The organism is Cryobacterium melibiosiphilum, from assembly GCF_003602235.1.
GTDB classification, from domain to species: domain Bacteria; phylum Actinomycetota; class Actinomycetes; order Actinomycetales; family Microbacteriaceae; genus Cryobacterium; species Cryobacterium melibiosiphilum.
On the sequence record NZ_QZVS01000086.1, the window covers coordinates 48,665 to 62,261 of the forward strand.

Annotated in this window: 14 protein-coding genes; 8 read left to right on the forward strand and 6 right to left on the reverse strand. The window is 70.5% G+C overall.

The window, feature by feature from the left end; genetic code table 11:
• Nucleotides 1-67: 67 nt before the first annotated feature.
• The 4 genes from D6T64_RS12490 to D6T64_RS12505 all read left to right on the forward strand — a co-directional run bounded on the left by D6T64_RS12490 (nucleotide 68) and on the right by D6T64_RS12505 (nucleotide 3,577).
• Nucleotides 68-661, forward strand: a complete 594-nt coding sequence (locus D6T64_RS12490) for an SOUL family heme-binding protein (RefSeq protein WP_119975009.1) — start codon at nucleotides 68-70, stop codon at nucleotides 659-661.
• Nucleotides 662-785: 124 nt separating this feature from the next.
• The gene (gene hemB, locus D6T64_RS12495) at nucleotides 786-1,769 is read left to right on the forward strand and encodes a porphobilinogen synthase (protein WP_119975010.1); all 984 of its coding nucleotides are present in this window, start codon (nucleotides 786-788) and stop codon (nucleotides 1,767-1,769) included.
• Complete coding sequence (gene hemL, locus D6T64_RS12500; protein WP_119975011.1) at nucleotides 1,766-3,097, forward strand: glutamate-1-semialdehyde 2,1-aminomutase; 1,332 nt, start codon at nucleotides 1,766-1,768, stop codon at nucleotides 3,095-3,097. The genes hemB and hemL overlap by 4 nt, the downstream gene beginning before the upstream one ends.
• 117 nt (nucleotides 3,098-3,214) lie before the next feature.
• Nucleotides 3,215-3,577, forward strand: a complete 363-nt coding sequence (locus tag D6T64_RS12505) for a hypothetical protein (protein ID WP_119975012.1) — start codon at nucleotides 3,215-3,217, stop codon at nucleotides 3,575-3,577.
• An 11-nt stretch (nucleotides 3,578-3,588) separates the two neighbouring features.
• On the opposite strand, the gene D6T64_RS12510 is transcribed toward D6T64_RS12505, so the two are convergent.
• The 3 genes from D6T64_RS12510 to D6T64_RS12520 are packed head-to-tail and all read right to left on the reverse strand — an operon-like array spanning nucleotide 3,589 to nucleotide 6,406.
• The gene (locus D6T64_RS12510; protein ID WP_119975013.1) at nucleotides 3,589-4,623 is read right to left on the reverse strand and encodes an MDR family oxidoreductase; all 1,035 of its coding nucleotides are present in this window, start codon (nucleotides 4,621-4,623) and stop codon (nucleotides 3,589-3,591) included.
• 38 nt (nucleotides 4,624-4,661) lie between these two features.
• Nucleotides 4,662-5,507, reverse strand: a complete 846-nt coding sequence (locus tag D6T64_RS12515) for an ABC transporter permease (protein ID WP_233551117.1) — start codon at nucleotides 5,505-5,507, stop codon at nucleotides 4,662-4,664.
• A complete protein-coding gene (locus D6T64_RS12520) occupies nucleotides 5,504-6,406 on the reverse strand; it encodes an ATP-binding cassette domain-containing protein (protein ID WP_119975014.1) in 903 nt (300 codons plus the stop codon). The genes D6T64_RS12515 and D6T64_RS12520 overlap by 4 nt, the downstream gene beginning before the upstream one ends.
• A gap of 68 nt (nucleotides 6,407-6,474) precedes the next feature.
• Here D6T64_RS12520 and D6T64_RS12525 point away from each other — a divergent pair, with 68 nt between their 5' ends.
• A complete protein-coding gene (locus tag D6T64_RS12525; protein ID WP_119975015.1) occupies nucleotides 6,475-7,956 on the forward strand; it encodes an LssY C-terminal domain-containing protein in 1,482 nt (493 codons plus the stop codon).
• Between the two features lie 76 nt (nucleotides 7,957-8,032).
• The gene (locus tag D6T64_RS12530) at nucleotides 8,033-8,461 is read left to right on the forward strand and encodes a hypothetical protein (RefSeq protein ID WP_233551118.1); all 429 of its coding nucleotides are present in this window, start codon (nucleotides 8,033-8,035) and stop codon (nucleotides 8,459-8,461) included.
• Between the two features lie 43 nt (nucleotides 8,462-8,504).
• On the opposite strand, the gene D6T64_RS12535 is transcribed toward D6T64_RS12530, so the two are convergent.
• Nucleotides 8,505-8,858: a hypothetical protein gene (locus D6T64_RS12535; protein ID WP_119975016.1), complete on the reverse strand. Its 354-nt coding sequence runs from the start codon at nucleotides 8,856-8,858 to the stop codon at nucleotides 8,505-8,507.
• 187 nt (nucleotides 8,859-9,045) lie between these two features.
• Here D6T64_RS12535 and D6T64_RS12540 point away from each other — a divergent pair, with 187 nt between their 5' ends.
• Nucleotides 9,046-10,428, forward strand: a complete 1,383-nt coding sequence (locus D6T64_RS12540; RefSeq protein ID WP_119975017.1) for an aminotransferase class V-fold PLP-dependent enzyme — start codon at nucleotides 9,046-9,048, stop codon at nucleotides 10,426-10,428.
• Nucleotides 10,429-10,816: 388 nt separating this feature from the next.
• On the opposite strand, the gene D6T64_RS12545 is transcribed toward D6T64_RS12540, so the two are convergent.
• Both D6T64_RS12545 and trhO read right to left on the reverse strand, forming a co-directional pair.
• Nucleotides 10,817-11,755 (reverse strand): sulfurtransferase, encoded by a 939-nt coding sequence (locus D6T64_RS12545; RefSeq protein WP_119975018.1) that lies wholly within the window; start codon nucleotides 11,753-11,755, stop codon nucleotides 10,817-10,819.
• Between the two features lie 242 nt (nucleotides 11,756-11,997).
• A complete protein-coding gene (gene trhO / locus D6T64_RS12550) occupies nucleotides 11,998-12,894 on the reverse strand; it encodes an oxygen-dependent tRNA uridine(34) hydroxylase TrhO (protein WP_119975019.1) in 897 nt (298 codons plus the stop codon).
• Between the two features lie 136 nt (nucleotides 12,895-13,030).
• On the opposite strand from trhO, the gene D6T64_RS12555 reads away from it, so the two are divergent.
• Entirely contained in the window at nucleotides 13,031-13,582 is a 552-nt protein-coding gene (locus tag D6T64_RS12555; protein WP_119975020.1) for a YbhB/YbcL family Raf kinase inhibitor-like protein, read from the forward strand.
• The last annotated feature ends 15 nt before the right edge of the window (nucleotides 13,583-13,597 follow it).

Here is a 13,597-nt window from a genome sequence, read left to right on the forward strand (position 1 = left end):
TGTTCAAGCGGATTCCCGCGAAGCCGACTGACAGCCGCGCCCCAGCCACCGGGAGTATTTTGCGGGGATGACCGAGCAGCAGCCCTACCGTGTTGTGCGCGAATTCGACGATTTCGAGCTCCGCGAGTACCCCGCGCACCTGTTGGCCGAGGTCGTGACGGATGGCCCGTTCACGGACGCCGGCAACCGCGCCTTCCGACCGCTCTTCGCGTACATCAGCGGGCAAAACCAGTCCAGCCAGAAAGTCGCCATGACGGCGCCGGTGGTTCAGGCGGATGTGGCGGGTGGCTCCGAGAAGATCGCGATGACCGCACCCGTTGTTCAGCAGGCCGTGCAGAATGCGGCGGATGCGGCATCCGCTGAACGATACCGGGTCGCGTTCGTGCTGCCCGAGGGCATGACGATCGACACGGCGCCGCGCCCGACCGGCCCCGAGGTCACCCTGCGCACGGTGCCCGCGAGCACCGTGGGTGCGATCCGCTTCAGCGGCCGATGGACCGAGACCAGCTTCCAGGAGCACCTCGACCGATTGGCCGCGGCTGTCGGTGCGGCCGGGTTCACGATTGTCGGGCCACCGCGGTATGCCCGCTTCGACCCGCCGTTCAAGCCCTGGTTCCTGCGCCGCAACGAGGTGCTGCTCGACGTCGAGCCCGCCGACTGACCGGGAGTCACACGGGGGTGAGGTGCGGACTTCGTGCCCTCGCGGAGCGGACGAGGGCACGAAGTCCGTGCCTCAGGGCTGGCACTCGGGACAGCCGCACAGCCGCGCGGCGTAGTCTCTGAGAGTGACGAATCCCGTAATTCGCCCGCGACGACTGCGCACCACACCCGCGCTGCGTCGCCTGGCGAGCGAAACCCGTGTCCACCCGTCCGAGCTGGTTCTGCCGATGTTCGTGCGGGAGGGCAGCGAGACGGTTGCGATCACCTCGATGCCCGGCGTGGTGCAGCACAGCATCGACAGCGCGCGTCGCGCGGTCGTCGAAGCGGCCGAGGCCGGCATCGGCGGGGTCATGCTCTTCGGCGTGCCCGACGTGCGCGACGCGATCGGCTCCGGCGCGACCGACCCGAACGGCATCCTGAACCTCGCCGCCCGGGCCCTCGTCGACGAGGTCGGCGGCGCCCTGACGGTGCAGACCGACCTGTGCCTCGACGAATTCACCGACCACGGCCACTGTGGTGTGCTCGCCGCCGACGGCCGCATCGACAACGATGCCACCCTCATCCGCTACCAGGACATGGCCCTCGCCCAGGCCCGCGCCGGCTCCGACCTGCTCGGCCTGAGCGGCATGATGGACGGCCAGGTCGCCGCCGTGCGCAGCGCCCTCGACGCCGAAGGCTTCCAAGACGCCGCCGTGCTCAGCTACTCGGCCAAGTACGCCTCCGCTTTCTACGGCCCGTTCCGCGAAGCCGTGGCCAGCACCCTGGTCGGCAACCGCCGCACCTACCAGCTCGACCCCGCCAACGGCCGCGAGGGTGTGCGCGAAAGCCGCCTCGACATCGCCGAGGGCGCCGACATCGTCATGGTCAAGCCCGCCGGCAGCTACCTCGACGTGCTCGCCGCGGTCGCCGCCATGAGCGAGGTTCCCGTCTGGGCGTACCAGGTCAGCGGTGAATACGCCATGATCGAGGCCGCCGCCGCGCAGGGCTGGATCGACCGCCGCCGCGCCGTCGAAGAGTCGGTGCTCGGCATCCGTCGCGCCGGCGCCGACGCCGTGCTCACCTACTGGGCCGTCGAGCTCGCCACCTGGCTGAAAGAGGACCGCGCATGACCCCCACGCTCACCCACAACGACGAACTCTTCGACCGCGCCCAGCGCTCGATTCCGGGCGGCGTGAACTCGCCCGTGCGGGCCTTCCGCTCGGTCGGGGGCACCCCGCTGTTCCTGGTGAAGGCCCAGGGCGCCTACGTAACGGATGCCGACGGCCGCGACTACGTGGACCTCGTCAGTTCCTGGGGCCCCGCGATCCTCGGCCACGCCCACCCCGGTGTCGTCAAGGCCGTGCAGGACGCCGCCGCCCTCGGCCTGTCGTTCGGTGCGTCGACGCCCGGCGAGACCGTACTCGCCGAGCTCGTCAAGGGCCGCGTCGCTGCGGTCGAGAAGCTGCGCCTGGTCTCGACCGGCACCGAGGCGACGATGACCGCCATCCGCCTCGCCCGCGGCTTCACCGGTCGTGAGCTGCTGATCAAGTTCGCCGGCCATTACCACGGACACTCCGACGGCCTGCTGGCCCAGGCCGGATCGGGCCTGGCGACCCTCGCCCTGCCCGGATCGGCCGGCGTCACCGCCGCGACCGCCGCGCAGACCCTCGTGCTGCCCTACAACGATCTCGCCGCCGTTCAGGCCGCCTTCGACAAGCACCCCGGCCAGATCGCCGCCGTCATCACCGAGGCCGCCGCCGCCAACATGGGCGTCGTCGCTCCCGACCCGGGCTTCAACGCGGGCCTTGCCGCACTCGTGCACGCCGAGGGCGCGCTGCTCATCATGGACGAGGTGCTCACCGGCTTCCGCGTCAACCCCGGTGGCTACTGGGGGCTCGAGACGGAGGCCGGCGAGACCTACCGCCCCGACCTGCTCACCTACGGCAAGATCATCGGCGGTGGCCTGCCTGTGGCCGCCCTCGGCGGTCGCGCCGACGTGATGGACTACCTCGCGCCGCTCGGCCCGGTGTACCAGGCCGGAACCCTCTCGGGAAACCCGGTCGCCGTCGCCGCGGGCATCGCAACGCTGAACGCGCTCGACGCGGCCGTGTACGCGCACGTGGATGCGACATCCGCCCTGCTCTCCAACGCCGTGTCCGAAGCGTTGACGGCCGAGGGCGTGGCGCACAGCGTGCAGCGTGCCGGCAGCCTGTTCAGCTTCGTCTTCGGCCCGGAGGCGGCCGCGCAGGCGCCCCGCACCTACGCCGAGGTGCAGCGCCAGGAGGCCTTTCGCTACGGGCCGTTCTTCCACGCCATGCTCGACGCCGGGGTGTCGCTGCCGCCGTCGGTCTTCGAGGCCTGGTTCGTCTCGAACGCGCACGACGAAGAGGCCGTCGGCCGCATTCTCGAGGCTGTGCCGGGCGCCGCACGGGCCGCAGCCCGGGCCACGGCCGACTGATTCCCCCGGCGGTTCGCTCGTCGGAGCCCGCACCCTGCACGACTTCCACACCCGGGTCGTTACGGCTTTGTGAGGTTCCGACGAGCGGAAAGTCGGGCGACCGGGCAGACTAGAAGAATGGCTTCCCTGAGCGTGCACTCCGATCGGCTCGAGATCCGCCTGACGCGCGCCGAAAGGGCGTTATCGCGTCGCAAAGAGGACATCGTCGTCAATCGTGAGAACATCCGATCGGTGATCATCACGGAAGATCCGTGGATCTGGCTGCGCGGCATCCGCGCCCCCGGATCGATCGTGCCGGGTGTCGTCGCGGCCGGAACCTGGTCGTTCCACGGCGGCAAGGACTTCGTCGCCATCAAGCGCCAGCGCATGGCGGTGGTCATCGACCTCGCCGACGAAGAATTCTCGAGGGTCATCCTGACCAGCCAGTACGCGCCCGACCTGATCGCCTCGTTGAAACTCGAGCCGCGCGAAACCGCGTAAGGCAGGCCCGGCTAGGCGCGCACGTCGACGATGGTGCGGCCGTGGTGCTGGCCGGCCAGGATCTGCTGGGCCGCCAAGAGCGAATCGCCCAACGGTAGGGTCGTGGTCAGCCCGTCGAGCACGTCGAGGTCGAGGTCGCGGGCGAGTCGCGCCCAGGCCTGCTCGCGCAGCTCGCGTGACGCATCGACCGAGTTGATCCCGATCAGGCTCACGCCCCGCAGAATGAAGGGCATCACCGAGGTTGGCAGGTCGGCGCCCTGTGCCAGGCCGCAGGCGGCAACCACGCCGTTGGCGTGCATCTGCGCCAGGACGGATGCGAGGGAGCTGCTTCCCAGCGAATCGATCGCCCCGGCCCAACGCTGCTTCTGCAGGGGCCGTCCGGTGGTGGCGAGCACGCGGCGCTCGACGATCTCGGTCGCGCCGAGGCCGTGCAGGTAGGCGCCGAGCGCTTCGGGGCGCCCGGTGGTGGCGTGCACCTCGTAGCCGAGCCGGGCGAGCAGGCTGATGGCGATGCTGCCGACCCCGCCGGTGCCCCCGGTGACCAGCACCGGGCCGCTCGCGGGGGTCAGGCCGTTTGCGGGGGTCAGGCCGCCGTGTTCGAGGGCGAGCACCGCGAGCTGGGCCGTGAATCCGGCGGTGCCGATGGCGGCGGCCTGCACAGCGCTCAGACTGTCGGGCAGGCGCACGAGCGCGTCGCCGGCGACCCGGGCACGCTCGGCGAGGCCGCCGTGGTGGTTCTCGCCACTGCCGGCGCCGGTCAGGATCACCCGGTCACCCGGATTCCAGCGCACGTCGGCGCTGGCCTCGACGGTGCCGACGAGGTCGACGCCGGCGATCAGCGGCCAGACCCGGGCCACGCCCGGGCGCCCCATCAGGGCGAGGGCGTCCTTGTAGTTGAGGCTGGAATACTCCACGGCGATCGTCACGTCGCCCGGCATCAGGAAACCGTCACCGACCACGCGCAGTGCGGCGGTCTGCCGGGCGTTGCCCGCGGCATCCGTTGCCTTGTCGACGACGATGGCTCGAAATTGCGTCTCTGCACCCATGCCCCGTAGCCTACGGGCTGAGCCGCCTCGACAAAAGGCTAGGTCACGTCTCGTTTCCAGCTGGCGAAGTAGCCGCCGAGGGTCGCGACGAGGGCGTAGGCGAGCAGCACCAGGCCGCCCTGCCACCAGTCGAGGGCCGCCGCGGCGCCGCCGGTCGGGGAGGCCATGGTGAACACGCTCGCGCCGACGAGGGCGTCACTGGCCGCGCCCGGCAGAAAATTGCCGATGCGCGCGGTGACCTCGAGAAAGCTGGCCGCGAGCCGCAGCAGGGGTTCGACGAACTGGGTGAAGGCGAGCACGATCACGATCGAGGCGACCTGATTCGGCACGAGCACGCCGAGGCCGACGCCGATGATCGCCCACAGCCCCATCGCCAGCACCGTGCGGGCGATCAGGGCCCAGGTGGCGCTGTCGGTGAGCAGCGGGTCGACGTCGAAGGCGTTCATCACCGGGGCGCCGAGGCCGACGGATGCCGCGAGCGCCACGATCCCGAACACCGCGCCGACCACGAACAGCGCGATGACCTTCGCGCCGAGCACCTGGCCCCGCCGGGGTGAGGCGAGGAAGGTGGGGGTGAGGGTCTGGTGGCGAAACTCGCCGGTGGTGGCGAGGGCGCCGATCAGCACGGGGAACACGTAGCCGACCGAGCTCGCGAAGCTGTAGATGAGCGGGGGCAGGGTGCCGAAATCGGGAAGGCCGCCGCTGCCGCTCGAGCCGGCGGCGTCGGGGCTGATCGCGCCGGACGAGATGCCGGCGAAGAGCGCCGCGAGGCCGCCGGCGAGCAGGCCGATGTAGCCGAAGAGCACGAGCGCGAGAATCCACCACAGACGGGTGGTCAGCAGCTTGGCGAATTCGGCGGCGATGGTGTTGCCCAGGGTCGTCACAGCGTGTGTCCTTCCCCGACGAGGGCGAGGAACGAGTCTTCGAGGCCCGCCTTCTGCCGGTGCAGCGCGCTGACTTCGACTCCGGCGGCAAAAGCGAGGTGCCCGACCGAGCCAGGGTCGGCTGCGGCCACGAGCAGCCCGGTCCGGCCCACGCTGTAGGTGAGGCCCGCCGCGGTCAGCGCGGCGCCGAGGGCCTCGCGATCGGGGGAGTCCACGACGATCTGGGGGGCGGCATCCGTTTCGAGGCTCGCGAGCGGTCCGAGGTGCACGAGCGCGCCACGGGCGATGATGACGACGTCGTCCACGCTCTGCTGCACCTCGCTGAGCAGGTGCGAGCTGACCAGCACGGTGCGGCCCTCGGCGGCCATGGCCCGCAGAAAGCCGCGGATCCACTTGATGCCTTCGGGGTCGAGGCCGTTGATCGGTTCGTCCAGAACGAGAACGCCCGGGTCGCCGAGCAGGGCGTAGGCCAGGCCGAGGCGCTGGCGCATGCCGAGCGAATACCCGCCGACTCGCTGGTCGGCGTGGGCACCGAGGCCGACCTGCTCGAGCACCGCCATCACCCGGGTGCGCGGCAGACCGGCGGCGGTCGTGTACACGCCGAGGTGGTTGCGCGCCGAACGCCCGGGGTGAAAGCTGGCCGCTTCGAGGGCGGCGCCCACGGTGTGCAGCGGCTGCGGCAGGTCACGGTAGCGGATGCCGCCGAACGTCGCGGTTCCGCTCGTCGGCGCGACGAGGCCCAGCAGCATGCGCAGGCTCGTGGTCTTGCCGGCGCCGTTCGGGCCGAGGAACCCGGTCACCCGCCCCGGTTCCACCGTGAACGACAGGTCATTGACGGCGGTGGTCGCGCCGAAACTCTTGTGGATGTGGCTGAACTCGATGGTCGTGCCGGTGGGCATGCGGTCCCCTCTCGCCGAACCCCAGCCTATTGCTGGCAATGTCGGTGGCGCGAACTAGCATGTGCGGCATGACACGCACACGAGGCGCAGCAGTGGGGCGGGCGACTGGGCCCGCCCGCACGCGGGCACCGGGGCGGCCGGATTCCGGACCGGCGCCGCCGGACAAAGTCGCGGCAGCGGGTATCCGGGTGTCGTCGTCGACCGCGCTCGACGGGTTCTTCTTCGTCTTCGCGGGGTTGGCCGCGCTGTGGCTCGCGGTGCTGCTGCTCACCGAGAACTTCGTCTGGGGGTGGGGCACGATCTGGTTCGCGGTGGTCTTCTGGCTGCTGCTGGCCTACCTCGTACTGCCGCGCCTGCACCGCATCCTGACCTACATCTACGTTCCCGACTACTTCATCGGGCGGGCCCGCACGAGCGACGGACTGCTCGGCGACCCGGTCAACCTCGCGGTCAACGGCCCCGAACGTCAACTCCACGCGGTGATGACCGCGGCCGGGTGGATTCGCGCCGACGATGTGACGCTCCGCTCCGGCGTGAACATCGTGCGGGCAACGCTGACCCGCCGCAGCTATGCGCGCGCCCCGGTCAGCCCGCTGCTGTTGTTCGGCCGGGTGCAGGACTTCGCCTACCAGCAGGAGGTCGCGGACAACCCCGCCAAACGGCACCACGTGCGGTTCTGGCGCTGCCCCGACGGCTGGTTGCTGCCCGGCGGTCACGGCGTCGACTGGCTCGCCGCGGGCACGTTCGACCGCTCGGTCGGGTTTTCCCTGTTCACGTTCCAGATCACCCACAAGATCGACGCCAACACCGACATCGAGCGCGACCACATCGTCGCCACGGTGCGTGCGGGCAGCCCCGAGACCCGGGTCGAGCTCATCCGGGATTTCTCCACCGGCTACCACTCCCGCAACGGCGGCGGTGACAGCATCGAAACGGATGGCGACCTGCCGGTGCTGAGCCTGCCCGGCGCACGTCGACGGCGTGCCGGCCGAAGCCGCACGGGTCGAAGCCGTGTAGACCAACGCCGTGCAGGTCGGAGGCGGGCTGGCCGCCACCCCGCTGATCCGGGCGGTGTCGGTCGCCGCCGGGGCGGGGAGCAGTCCCGGCGCAGCCGCCGCGGCCCCCGCCCGCCCGCGATCATCGGCGGGGCGTTGCTGATTCTCACCCGGGTCGCGGCGGGCGTATTCACGATCGTCACCCTGCGACCCCAGAGTCTCACCGTTGACACCGGCCCGGACCCGCGGGCGGCCGAGGCGGTGCTGATCGTGTTCCTGAGCGGATACGGGGCGGTGCTGCAGGTTCAGCTGCTGTGTGTCTGGCTGGTGCTGCGCGGCACGAACTGGGCTCGGGTGCTGGCGATGGTCACGGCCACTCTGAGCATCGGGGCGTCGTTTCTGGACTACTGGAACGATGGCGCCCCGATCACTCTGGCAACGTCCCTCCCCGCGGTGACCGTGGACATCCTGATCCTCCTGGCCCTGTCGAGCACCGCCGCGCGCCGGTATGCGCGCCCCGATTCCGCGTGGACGGATGTCGGTGGCACGACGTAACATTTCGTAACAGAGGAACTTCTCGTTTTCGAGTCGGGACATCCGGCGGCGGGAAATCCGGGACGGATGCACCGAAATGATGAGCATGACCGCGAAAATGATGGACACCTCCATGACCATGAAGGGCATGCAGGCAATGGATGCCCCGGCCATGGGCGCCCTGGTCGAGGCCTGTTCTGCCTGTGAACAGGCCTGTACCATCTGTGCCGACAGCATGATGTCGATGGACATGATGGGCGCCGACATGATGCAGTGCCTGTCGATGTGCCTGGACTGCGCCGACATGAGCAACACGATGATGCGCCTGATGCTGCGGCCGTCGGGTTATGACATGCCGAGCATGATGGCCATGATGACGGCCTGCAAGACCATGGCCACCGCCTGCGCCGACTGCTGCACGATGCACGCCGAGATGAGCGAACAGTGCGCCCTGTGCGCCCAGGCGTGCATGCAGCTGGCCGAGGCATGCGAGGGCATGATGACCGCCATGAAGGCGATGTCCTGACCCGGCCGAGGGCCCACAGCTGAGCTGGCGGGCCCGGCGCCCGTCAGTCGATCGAGGGGTGGCCGGTGGCCACCAGAACGTTGAGGCGACCGGTCCCGCGGGCAAGCACGTGGTACACCCCGTGCACGGCCACGGGATCGCCTGCGCTCAGCACCTCGGCGAGGTCCTCGTGGTGCCAGACCCAGAGGGCGACGTCATCCTCGAGGGTGCGCAGGGCGACCCAGCCGTCGTGCGTGACATGCTCGACCAGCGCGTCGCGCCACTGGCTCGGCGTCGCGGCCGCGACCCGCTCCTGCAGAAAGCTGATGGCGTGGCCGGGCGCGGCCACGGCACAGGGCATGCCCGGTGCGTGGTCGCACTGGATCTGGCTCTGTGTGGTGGTGTTCAGCTCGGTCATCACATTCTCCGTGTTCGTCGTCTCGGGCGTCCGGTGTCGGGCATCCGCCGTGAATTTTCCTCAGCCTAGGTCGGTCGTGCGCCGATCGACAGGGAGCCTGTCACGCAAGGAAACATAGCCGGGCGTTCTCTTACGCCATGTTGCGGTGCCGCTGGCCGCGACCCCGGCAACGCCCTAGCGTCTAGGAATGACGACCCAGACATCCGCGCCGCGGCAGCAGCGCGACACCGACGCCCCGCGCGACGACACCGCGGACTGTCCGCTCATCCCCGTCGTCGGCGGAGACGTGCGCGTGCCGCTCGTGGACGGCAGCGAGACCCGCTACATCAACCTCGACTACGCCGCCTCGGCGCCCGCCCTCGAGGTCGTGGCCGCGCACATCACCGAGGTGCTTCCGCTCTACGCCAGCGTGCACCGCGGCGCCGGCTACGCCTCCCAGATCAGCACCGCCGTCTACGAGAACGCCCGCGTCGTGGTCGGCGATTTCGTCGGCGCCCGCCCCAAAGACACCGTCATCTTCACCCGCAACACCACCGACTCCCTCAACCTGCTCGCCTCGGTCGCACCGGGCGAGACGGTGGTTCTCGACCTCGAACACCACGCCAACCTGCTGCCGTGGCTCGGCGCGGCGTCCGGGGCCCGGGTGCTGCGCTCGGCCGCGACCCTGGACGAGACCCTGACGCTGCTCGACGCCGAGCTGACCGCCCGCCCCGCCGCGTTGCTCGCCGTGACCGGCGCCTCGAATGTCACCGGTGAGGTGCTGCCGCTGCGCCGCCTCGCCACCCTCGCACATCGCCGCGGCACCCGCATCGCCGTGGACGGCGCCCAGCTCGTGCCGCACCGCCGGGTCGACATCGCCGCCCTCGGCATCGACTACCTCGCCTTCTCCGGCCACAAAACCTACGCCCCCTTCGGCGCGGGCGTGCTCGTGGGGCGCAGCGACTGGCTCGATGCCGGCGACCCGTACCTGCTCGGCGGTGGCGCCGTCATCTCGGTCACCCTGGACGCGACCGAGTGGCGCGTGGGCCCGGCCCGCCACGAGGCCGGCTCTCCCAACGTCATCGGCGTCGCGGCCCTCGCGCGCGCCCTGCAGGAGCTCGACACGCTCGACCCGGTCGAGTGGGTCGCCCACGAGAATGAGCTGCGCGCGCGGCTGGTGTCGGGCCTCGAAGCGCTGCCCGGCGTGAGCACGTACCGCATCTTCCCCGACCTGGGCGATGCCGTCGGCGTGGTCAGTTTCAGCGTCGCCGGCCTCGACAGCCGCCTGGTCGCCGTGGTGCTCTCGGCCGAGTGGGGAATCGGCGTGCGGGACGGCAAGTTCTGCGCGCATCCGCTTCTCGAACGCCTCGGCGTGGCCGGCTCTGCCCTGCGCGCGAGCGTCGGCGTGGGTTCCCGGCAAGCGGATGTCGACGCCCTCCTGACCGCTCTCGCCTCCATCCTGGCGGATGGCCCAAGCGGCGAGTACGAGCTCGAGTCCGGCCACTGGCAGGTCGTGAACGACACCCGCCCCCGCCCCGACTGGGCGCCCGAGCTCGCCCCCGCCGCCGGCTACTACGGCTGCGCCGGCTAACAGGCGCGTTCCGTCGCGCCGTGCCCGGGAGCGCTTGGCTGGCCGGTCACGGACCGGGGTGCCAACTGCCCGCGCAGCGGCGTCCGTCGGTGGGCGTCGTCGAGCAGGGCGGGTAGTGCGCCGCTGCGCGGCAGGTGTGCCACCCGCGCAGCTCGAGAGCTGCCTCCGCAAGTCTCGCGCAGCGGCGCAGCCCCCGCGCAGTACCCGCGTAGCTCGAGGGCTGCCTCCGCAAGTCCCGCGCAGTGGCGTGGCGCAGCACCCGCGCAGCGTCACACACAACGTCCCCGAACCATTCGACGGAGTTCGGCCCGAAAAGCACGCGTTTCGGCCCGCAACCGCGTCGAAATACGCTCAACACCGTCGAATGGTACGGGGAGAGCGGCGGGCGTTAGTCGGCGCCGACGACGAGGGGCGCGTCGGCATCCGCTGCCCATTCGTTGAGGGAGCCGTCGTAGATGGCGACGTTGTCATGGCCGGACACGGTGAGGGCGAGGGCGGTCGCCGCCGAGGCGATTCCGCCCGAACAGTAGGCGACGACGCGGGCGCTGTCGACGACCCGTGCCACGCGGCTGGCGAGCTCGTCGCTGCGGTGGAACGTGTTCGTGGCGCGGTCGATCAACCGACCGGCGGGAACGCTGACGCTGCCGGGGATGTGCCCGCGGCGGGCCCGGTCGCCGGTCTCGCCGGAGTAGTCCTTGCCCGGGAGCGCGCAGACGAGCGCGGCATCCGTCTCGCCGGCGACGATCGTGGCCACGAAGTCCTTGTCGACCCAGAGCTCGGGGCGTGGCCTCGCGGTGAAGCCGGCGACCTCGCGCGGTTCGTTGTAGCCGGTTTCGGTGTCGCGGCCCTCGGCGCGCCATTTGCTGAGGCCGCCATCGAGCACGGCGACGTTGTCGTAGCCGGCCGCGCGGAACTGCCACCAGATGCGCGCCGCCCACTGGTTGAGTGAGCTGTCGTAGACGACCACGGTCGTGTTGTTGTCGATGCCGACGGATGCCGCCCCCTGCTCGAACAGGGCGGCATCCGGCCGGGCAAACCCGAACGATTTCGACGGGTCGCTGAAGACCTCGAACAGCTCGGCGAAGATCGCGCCGGGGATGTGCCCGTCGATGAGGTGCTCGTCGAGGCCGCTGAGGTAACGCGCCTGTCCGCTCGGAGTGCCGATCAGCACGACCGTGGCGTCGAGTACCACGAGCGAGTCGGAGCCCAGGTGGTCGGCGAGCCACTGCGTCGATACGAGCGGCCCCGGCACGAGGGTTGCGGGCGCGTCGGCCGCAACCGGAGCCGAAGGAGCGGTGGTCGCGGGTGCCGTGAGCGGAGGAGTCATGCCGCCACGCTAGTCCCGCCGTCAGTTCGCCCGTGGTGCTGCTGCAACGAGAGGTAACACATCGCGCAGCAACCCGCGCGTCCGCGAGTGGGCGCAAATCGCCCGATGAGGCACCGTCGTGACTCGCGAGTGGGCGCAAATCGCCCCATGCGCGCTCGTGAAGGGGCGTTTTGCGCCCACTCGCAAACGCCAAGGGCGTTTTGCGCCCACTCGCGCGGTGCCTAGGCAGGCGAGTTCGCTGCTCAGGCGTGCAGGGCGCAGGCGGGAGCGGCCACGGCGACGCACGCCGGGCAGGCCACGAGCTGCTCGCGGCAGGACGCGTCACGACAGTTCACCATGTTCTTGGTCGCCTCGCCGCAGGCGCGGCAGCGGCCGAGCACGGCAGCGTGGTCGCTGAAGTCGAGGGACATCCGCTGGTCGAAAACGTAGAGGGAGCCGTCCCAGAGGCCATCGTCGCCGTAGGCCTCGCCGTAACGCACGATGCCGCCCTCGAGCTGGTAGACCTCGTCGAATCCGCGCGCCTTCATCAACCCGCTGAGCACCTCGCAGCGGATGCCCCCGGTGCAGTACGTCACGACCGGCTTGCCCTTGAGGTGGTCGAACTTGCCGCTGTCGAGTTCGGCGACGAACTCGCGGGTGTTGCTCACGTCGGGCACGACCGCGCCGCGGAACCGGCCGATATCGGCCTCGAAGGCGTTGCGGCCGTCGAAGAAGACGACCTCGTCGCCGCGCTCGGCGACCAGTTCGTGCAGGTCGGCCGGCGCGAGGCGGGTTCCGCCGCCGACGACGCCGCCCGCATCCACCGTCAGCTCGCCGGGAGCGCCGAAGCTCACGATCTCGTCGCGCACCTTCACGACCAGGCGCGGAAAGTCGAGGCTGCGGCCGGATTCGTCGAGCCCGGAGCCCTCGCTCCACTTGAAGTCGATGTCCCGGAAAGCGGCGTAGTCGTGGGTTTTGCGGATGTAGCGCTTCAGGGCGGGCAGGTCGCCGCCGAGCGTGCCGTTGAGGCCGTCGGCCGAGATGAGGATGCGCCCGCGCAGCCCGAGCGACTCGCAGAGGTCGCGCTGCCAGAGGCGCACGGCGTCGGGGTCGGCGAGCGGCGTGAAGATGTAATAGAGCAGAATCTTCGCAATGGCCACTCACCGAGTGTAGGCGCGCCGCCGGTGACGGATGCCCGCACCACCGCCGTCAGGAACGCTGTCAGACCCGGCGGCTAGGCTTTTTGCAACCCGCTGGGCGTTCCCCGGCGCACCGATCGCAACCGAAAGGCACACGATGACTACCCCAGACCCCCTCGCCCGCTTCGGCGCCGTACCCCAGTTCACCCTCACGAGCACCGATATGACCGACGGCCAGCCGCTCGCCGCCGCGCAGTTCTGTGTCGACGCCGGCGGTCTCGGCCAGTCCCCGCAGCTGACCTGGTCGGGCTTCCCACCCGAGACAAAGAGCTTCGCCATTACCGTCTACGATCCAGACGCCCCGACCGGCTCGGGCTTCTGGCACTGGGCGGTCGGCAACCTGCCGGTCACGGTCACGAGCCTGCCGACGGATGCCGGATCAGCGCGGGTCGGAGCGTCCACCGGCGGCGCCCTGCCGCCCGAGGCCCTCGTGTTGCCCAACGAAACCCGCCAGGCCTCTTTTGCCGGCGCCGGCCCGCCCGAGGGCACCGGAACCCACCGGTACCAGTTCATCGTGCACGCCGTGGATGTGCCGGTGATCGAGATCGACCCGCAGTCCACGCCCGCGGTTCTCGGCTTCAACCTGCACTTTCACACCCTTGCCCGCGCCGTGCTCGAGGCCACCGGAACCTTCGGCGGCGCCCGCTGACCGCGCACTGACCCG

Bases quoted from the DNA above. Each gene is read 5' to 3' on its own strand.
- D6T64_RS12540 (WP_119975017.1), top strand. From the start codon at position 9,046: ATGACGACCCAGACATCCGCGCCGCGGCAGCAGCGCGACACCGACGCC.
- D6T64_RS12520 (WP_119975014.1), bottom strand. From the start codon at position 6,406: ATGCCCACCGGCACGACCATCGAGTTCAGCCACATCCACAAGAGTTTC.
- D6T64_RS12525 (WP_119975015.1), top strand. From the start codon at position 6,475: ATGACACGCACACGAGGCGCAGCAGTGGGGCGGGCGACTGGGCCCGCC.
- D6T64_RS12490 (WP_119975009.1), top strand. From the start codon at position 68: ATGACCGAGCAGCAGCCCTACCGTGTTGTGCGCGAATTCGACGATTTC.
- D6T64_RS12530 (WP_233551118.1), top strand. From the start codon at position 8,033: ATGATGAGCATGACCGCGAAAATGATGGACACCTCCATGACCATGAAG.
- D6T64_RS12545 (WP_119975018.1), bottom strand. From the start codon at position 11,755: ATGACTCCTCCGCTCACGGCACCCGCGACCACCGCTCCTTCGGCTCCG.
- D6T64_RS12555 (WP_119975020.1), top strand. From the start codon at position 13,031: ATGACTACCCCAGACCCCCTCGCCCGCTTCGGCGCCGTACCCCAGTTC.
- D6T64_RS12510 (WP_119975013.1), bottom strand. From the start codon at position 4,623: ATGGGTGCAGAGACGCAATTTCGAGCCATCGTCGTCGACAAGGCAACG.
- hemL (WP_119975011.1), top strand. From the start codon at position 1,766: ATGACCCCCACGCTCACCCACAACGACGAACTCTTCGACCGCGCCCAG.
- D6T64_RS12535 (WP_119975016.1), bottom strand. From the start codon at position 8,858: ATGACCGAGCTGAACACCACCACACAGAGCCAGATCCAGTGCGACCAC.
- D6T64_RS12505 (WP_119975012.1), top strand. From the start codon at position 3,215: ATGGCTTCCCTGAGCGTGCACTCCGATCGGCTCGAGATCCGCCTGACG.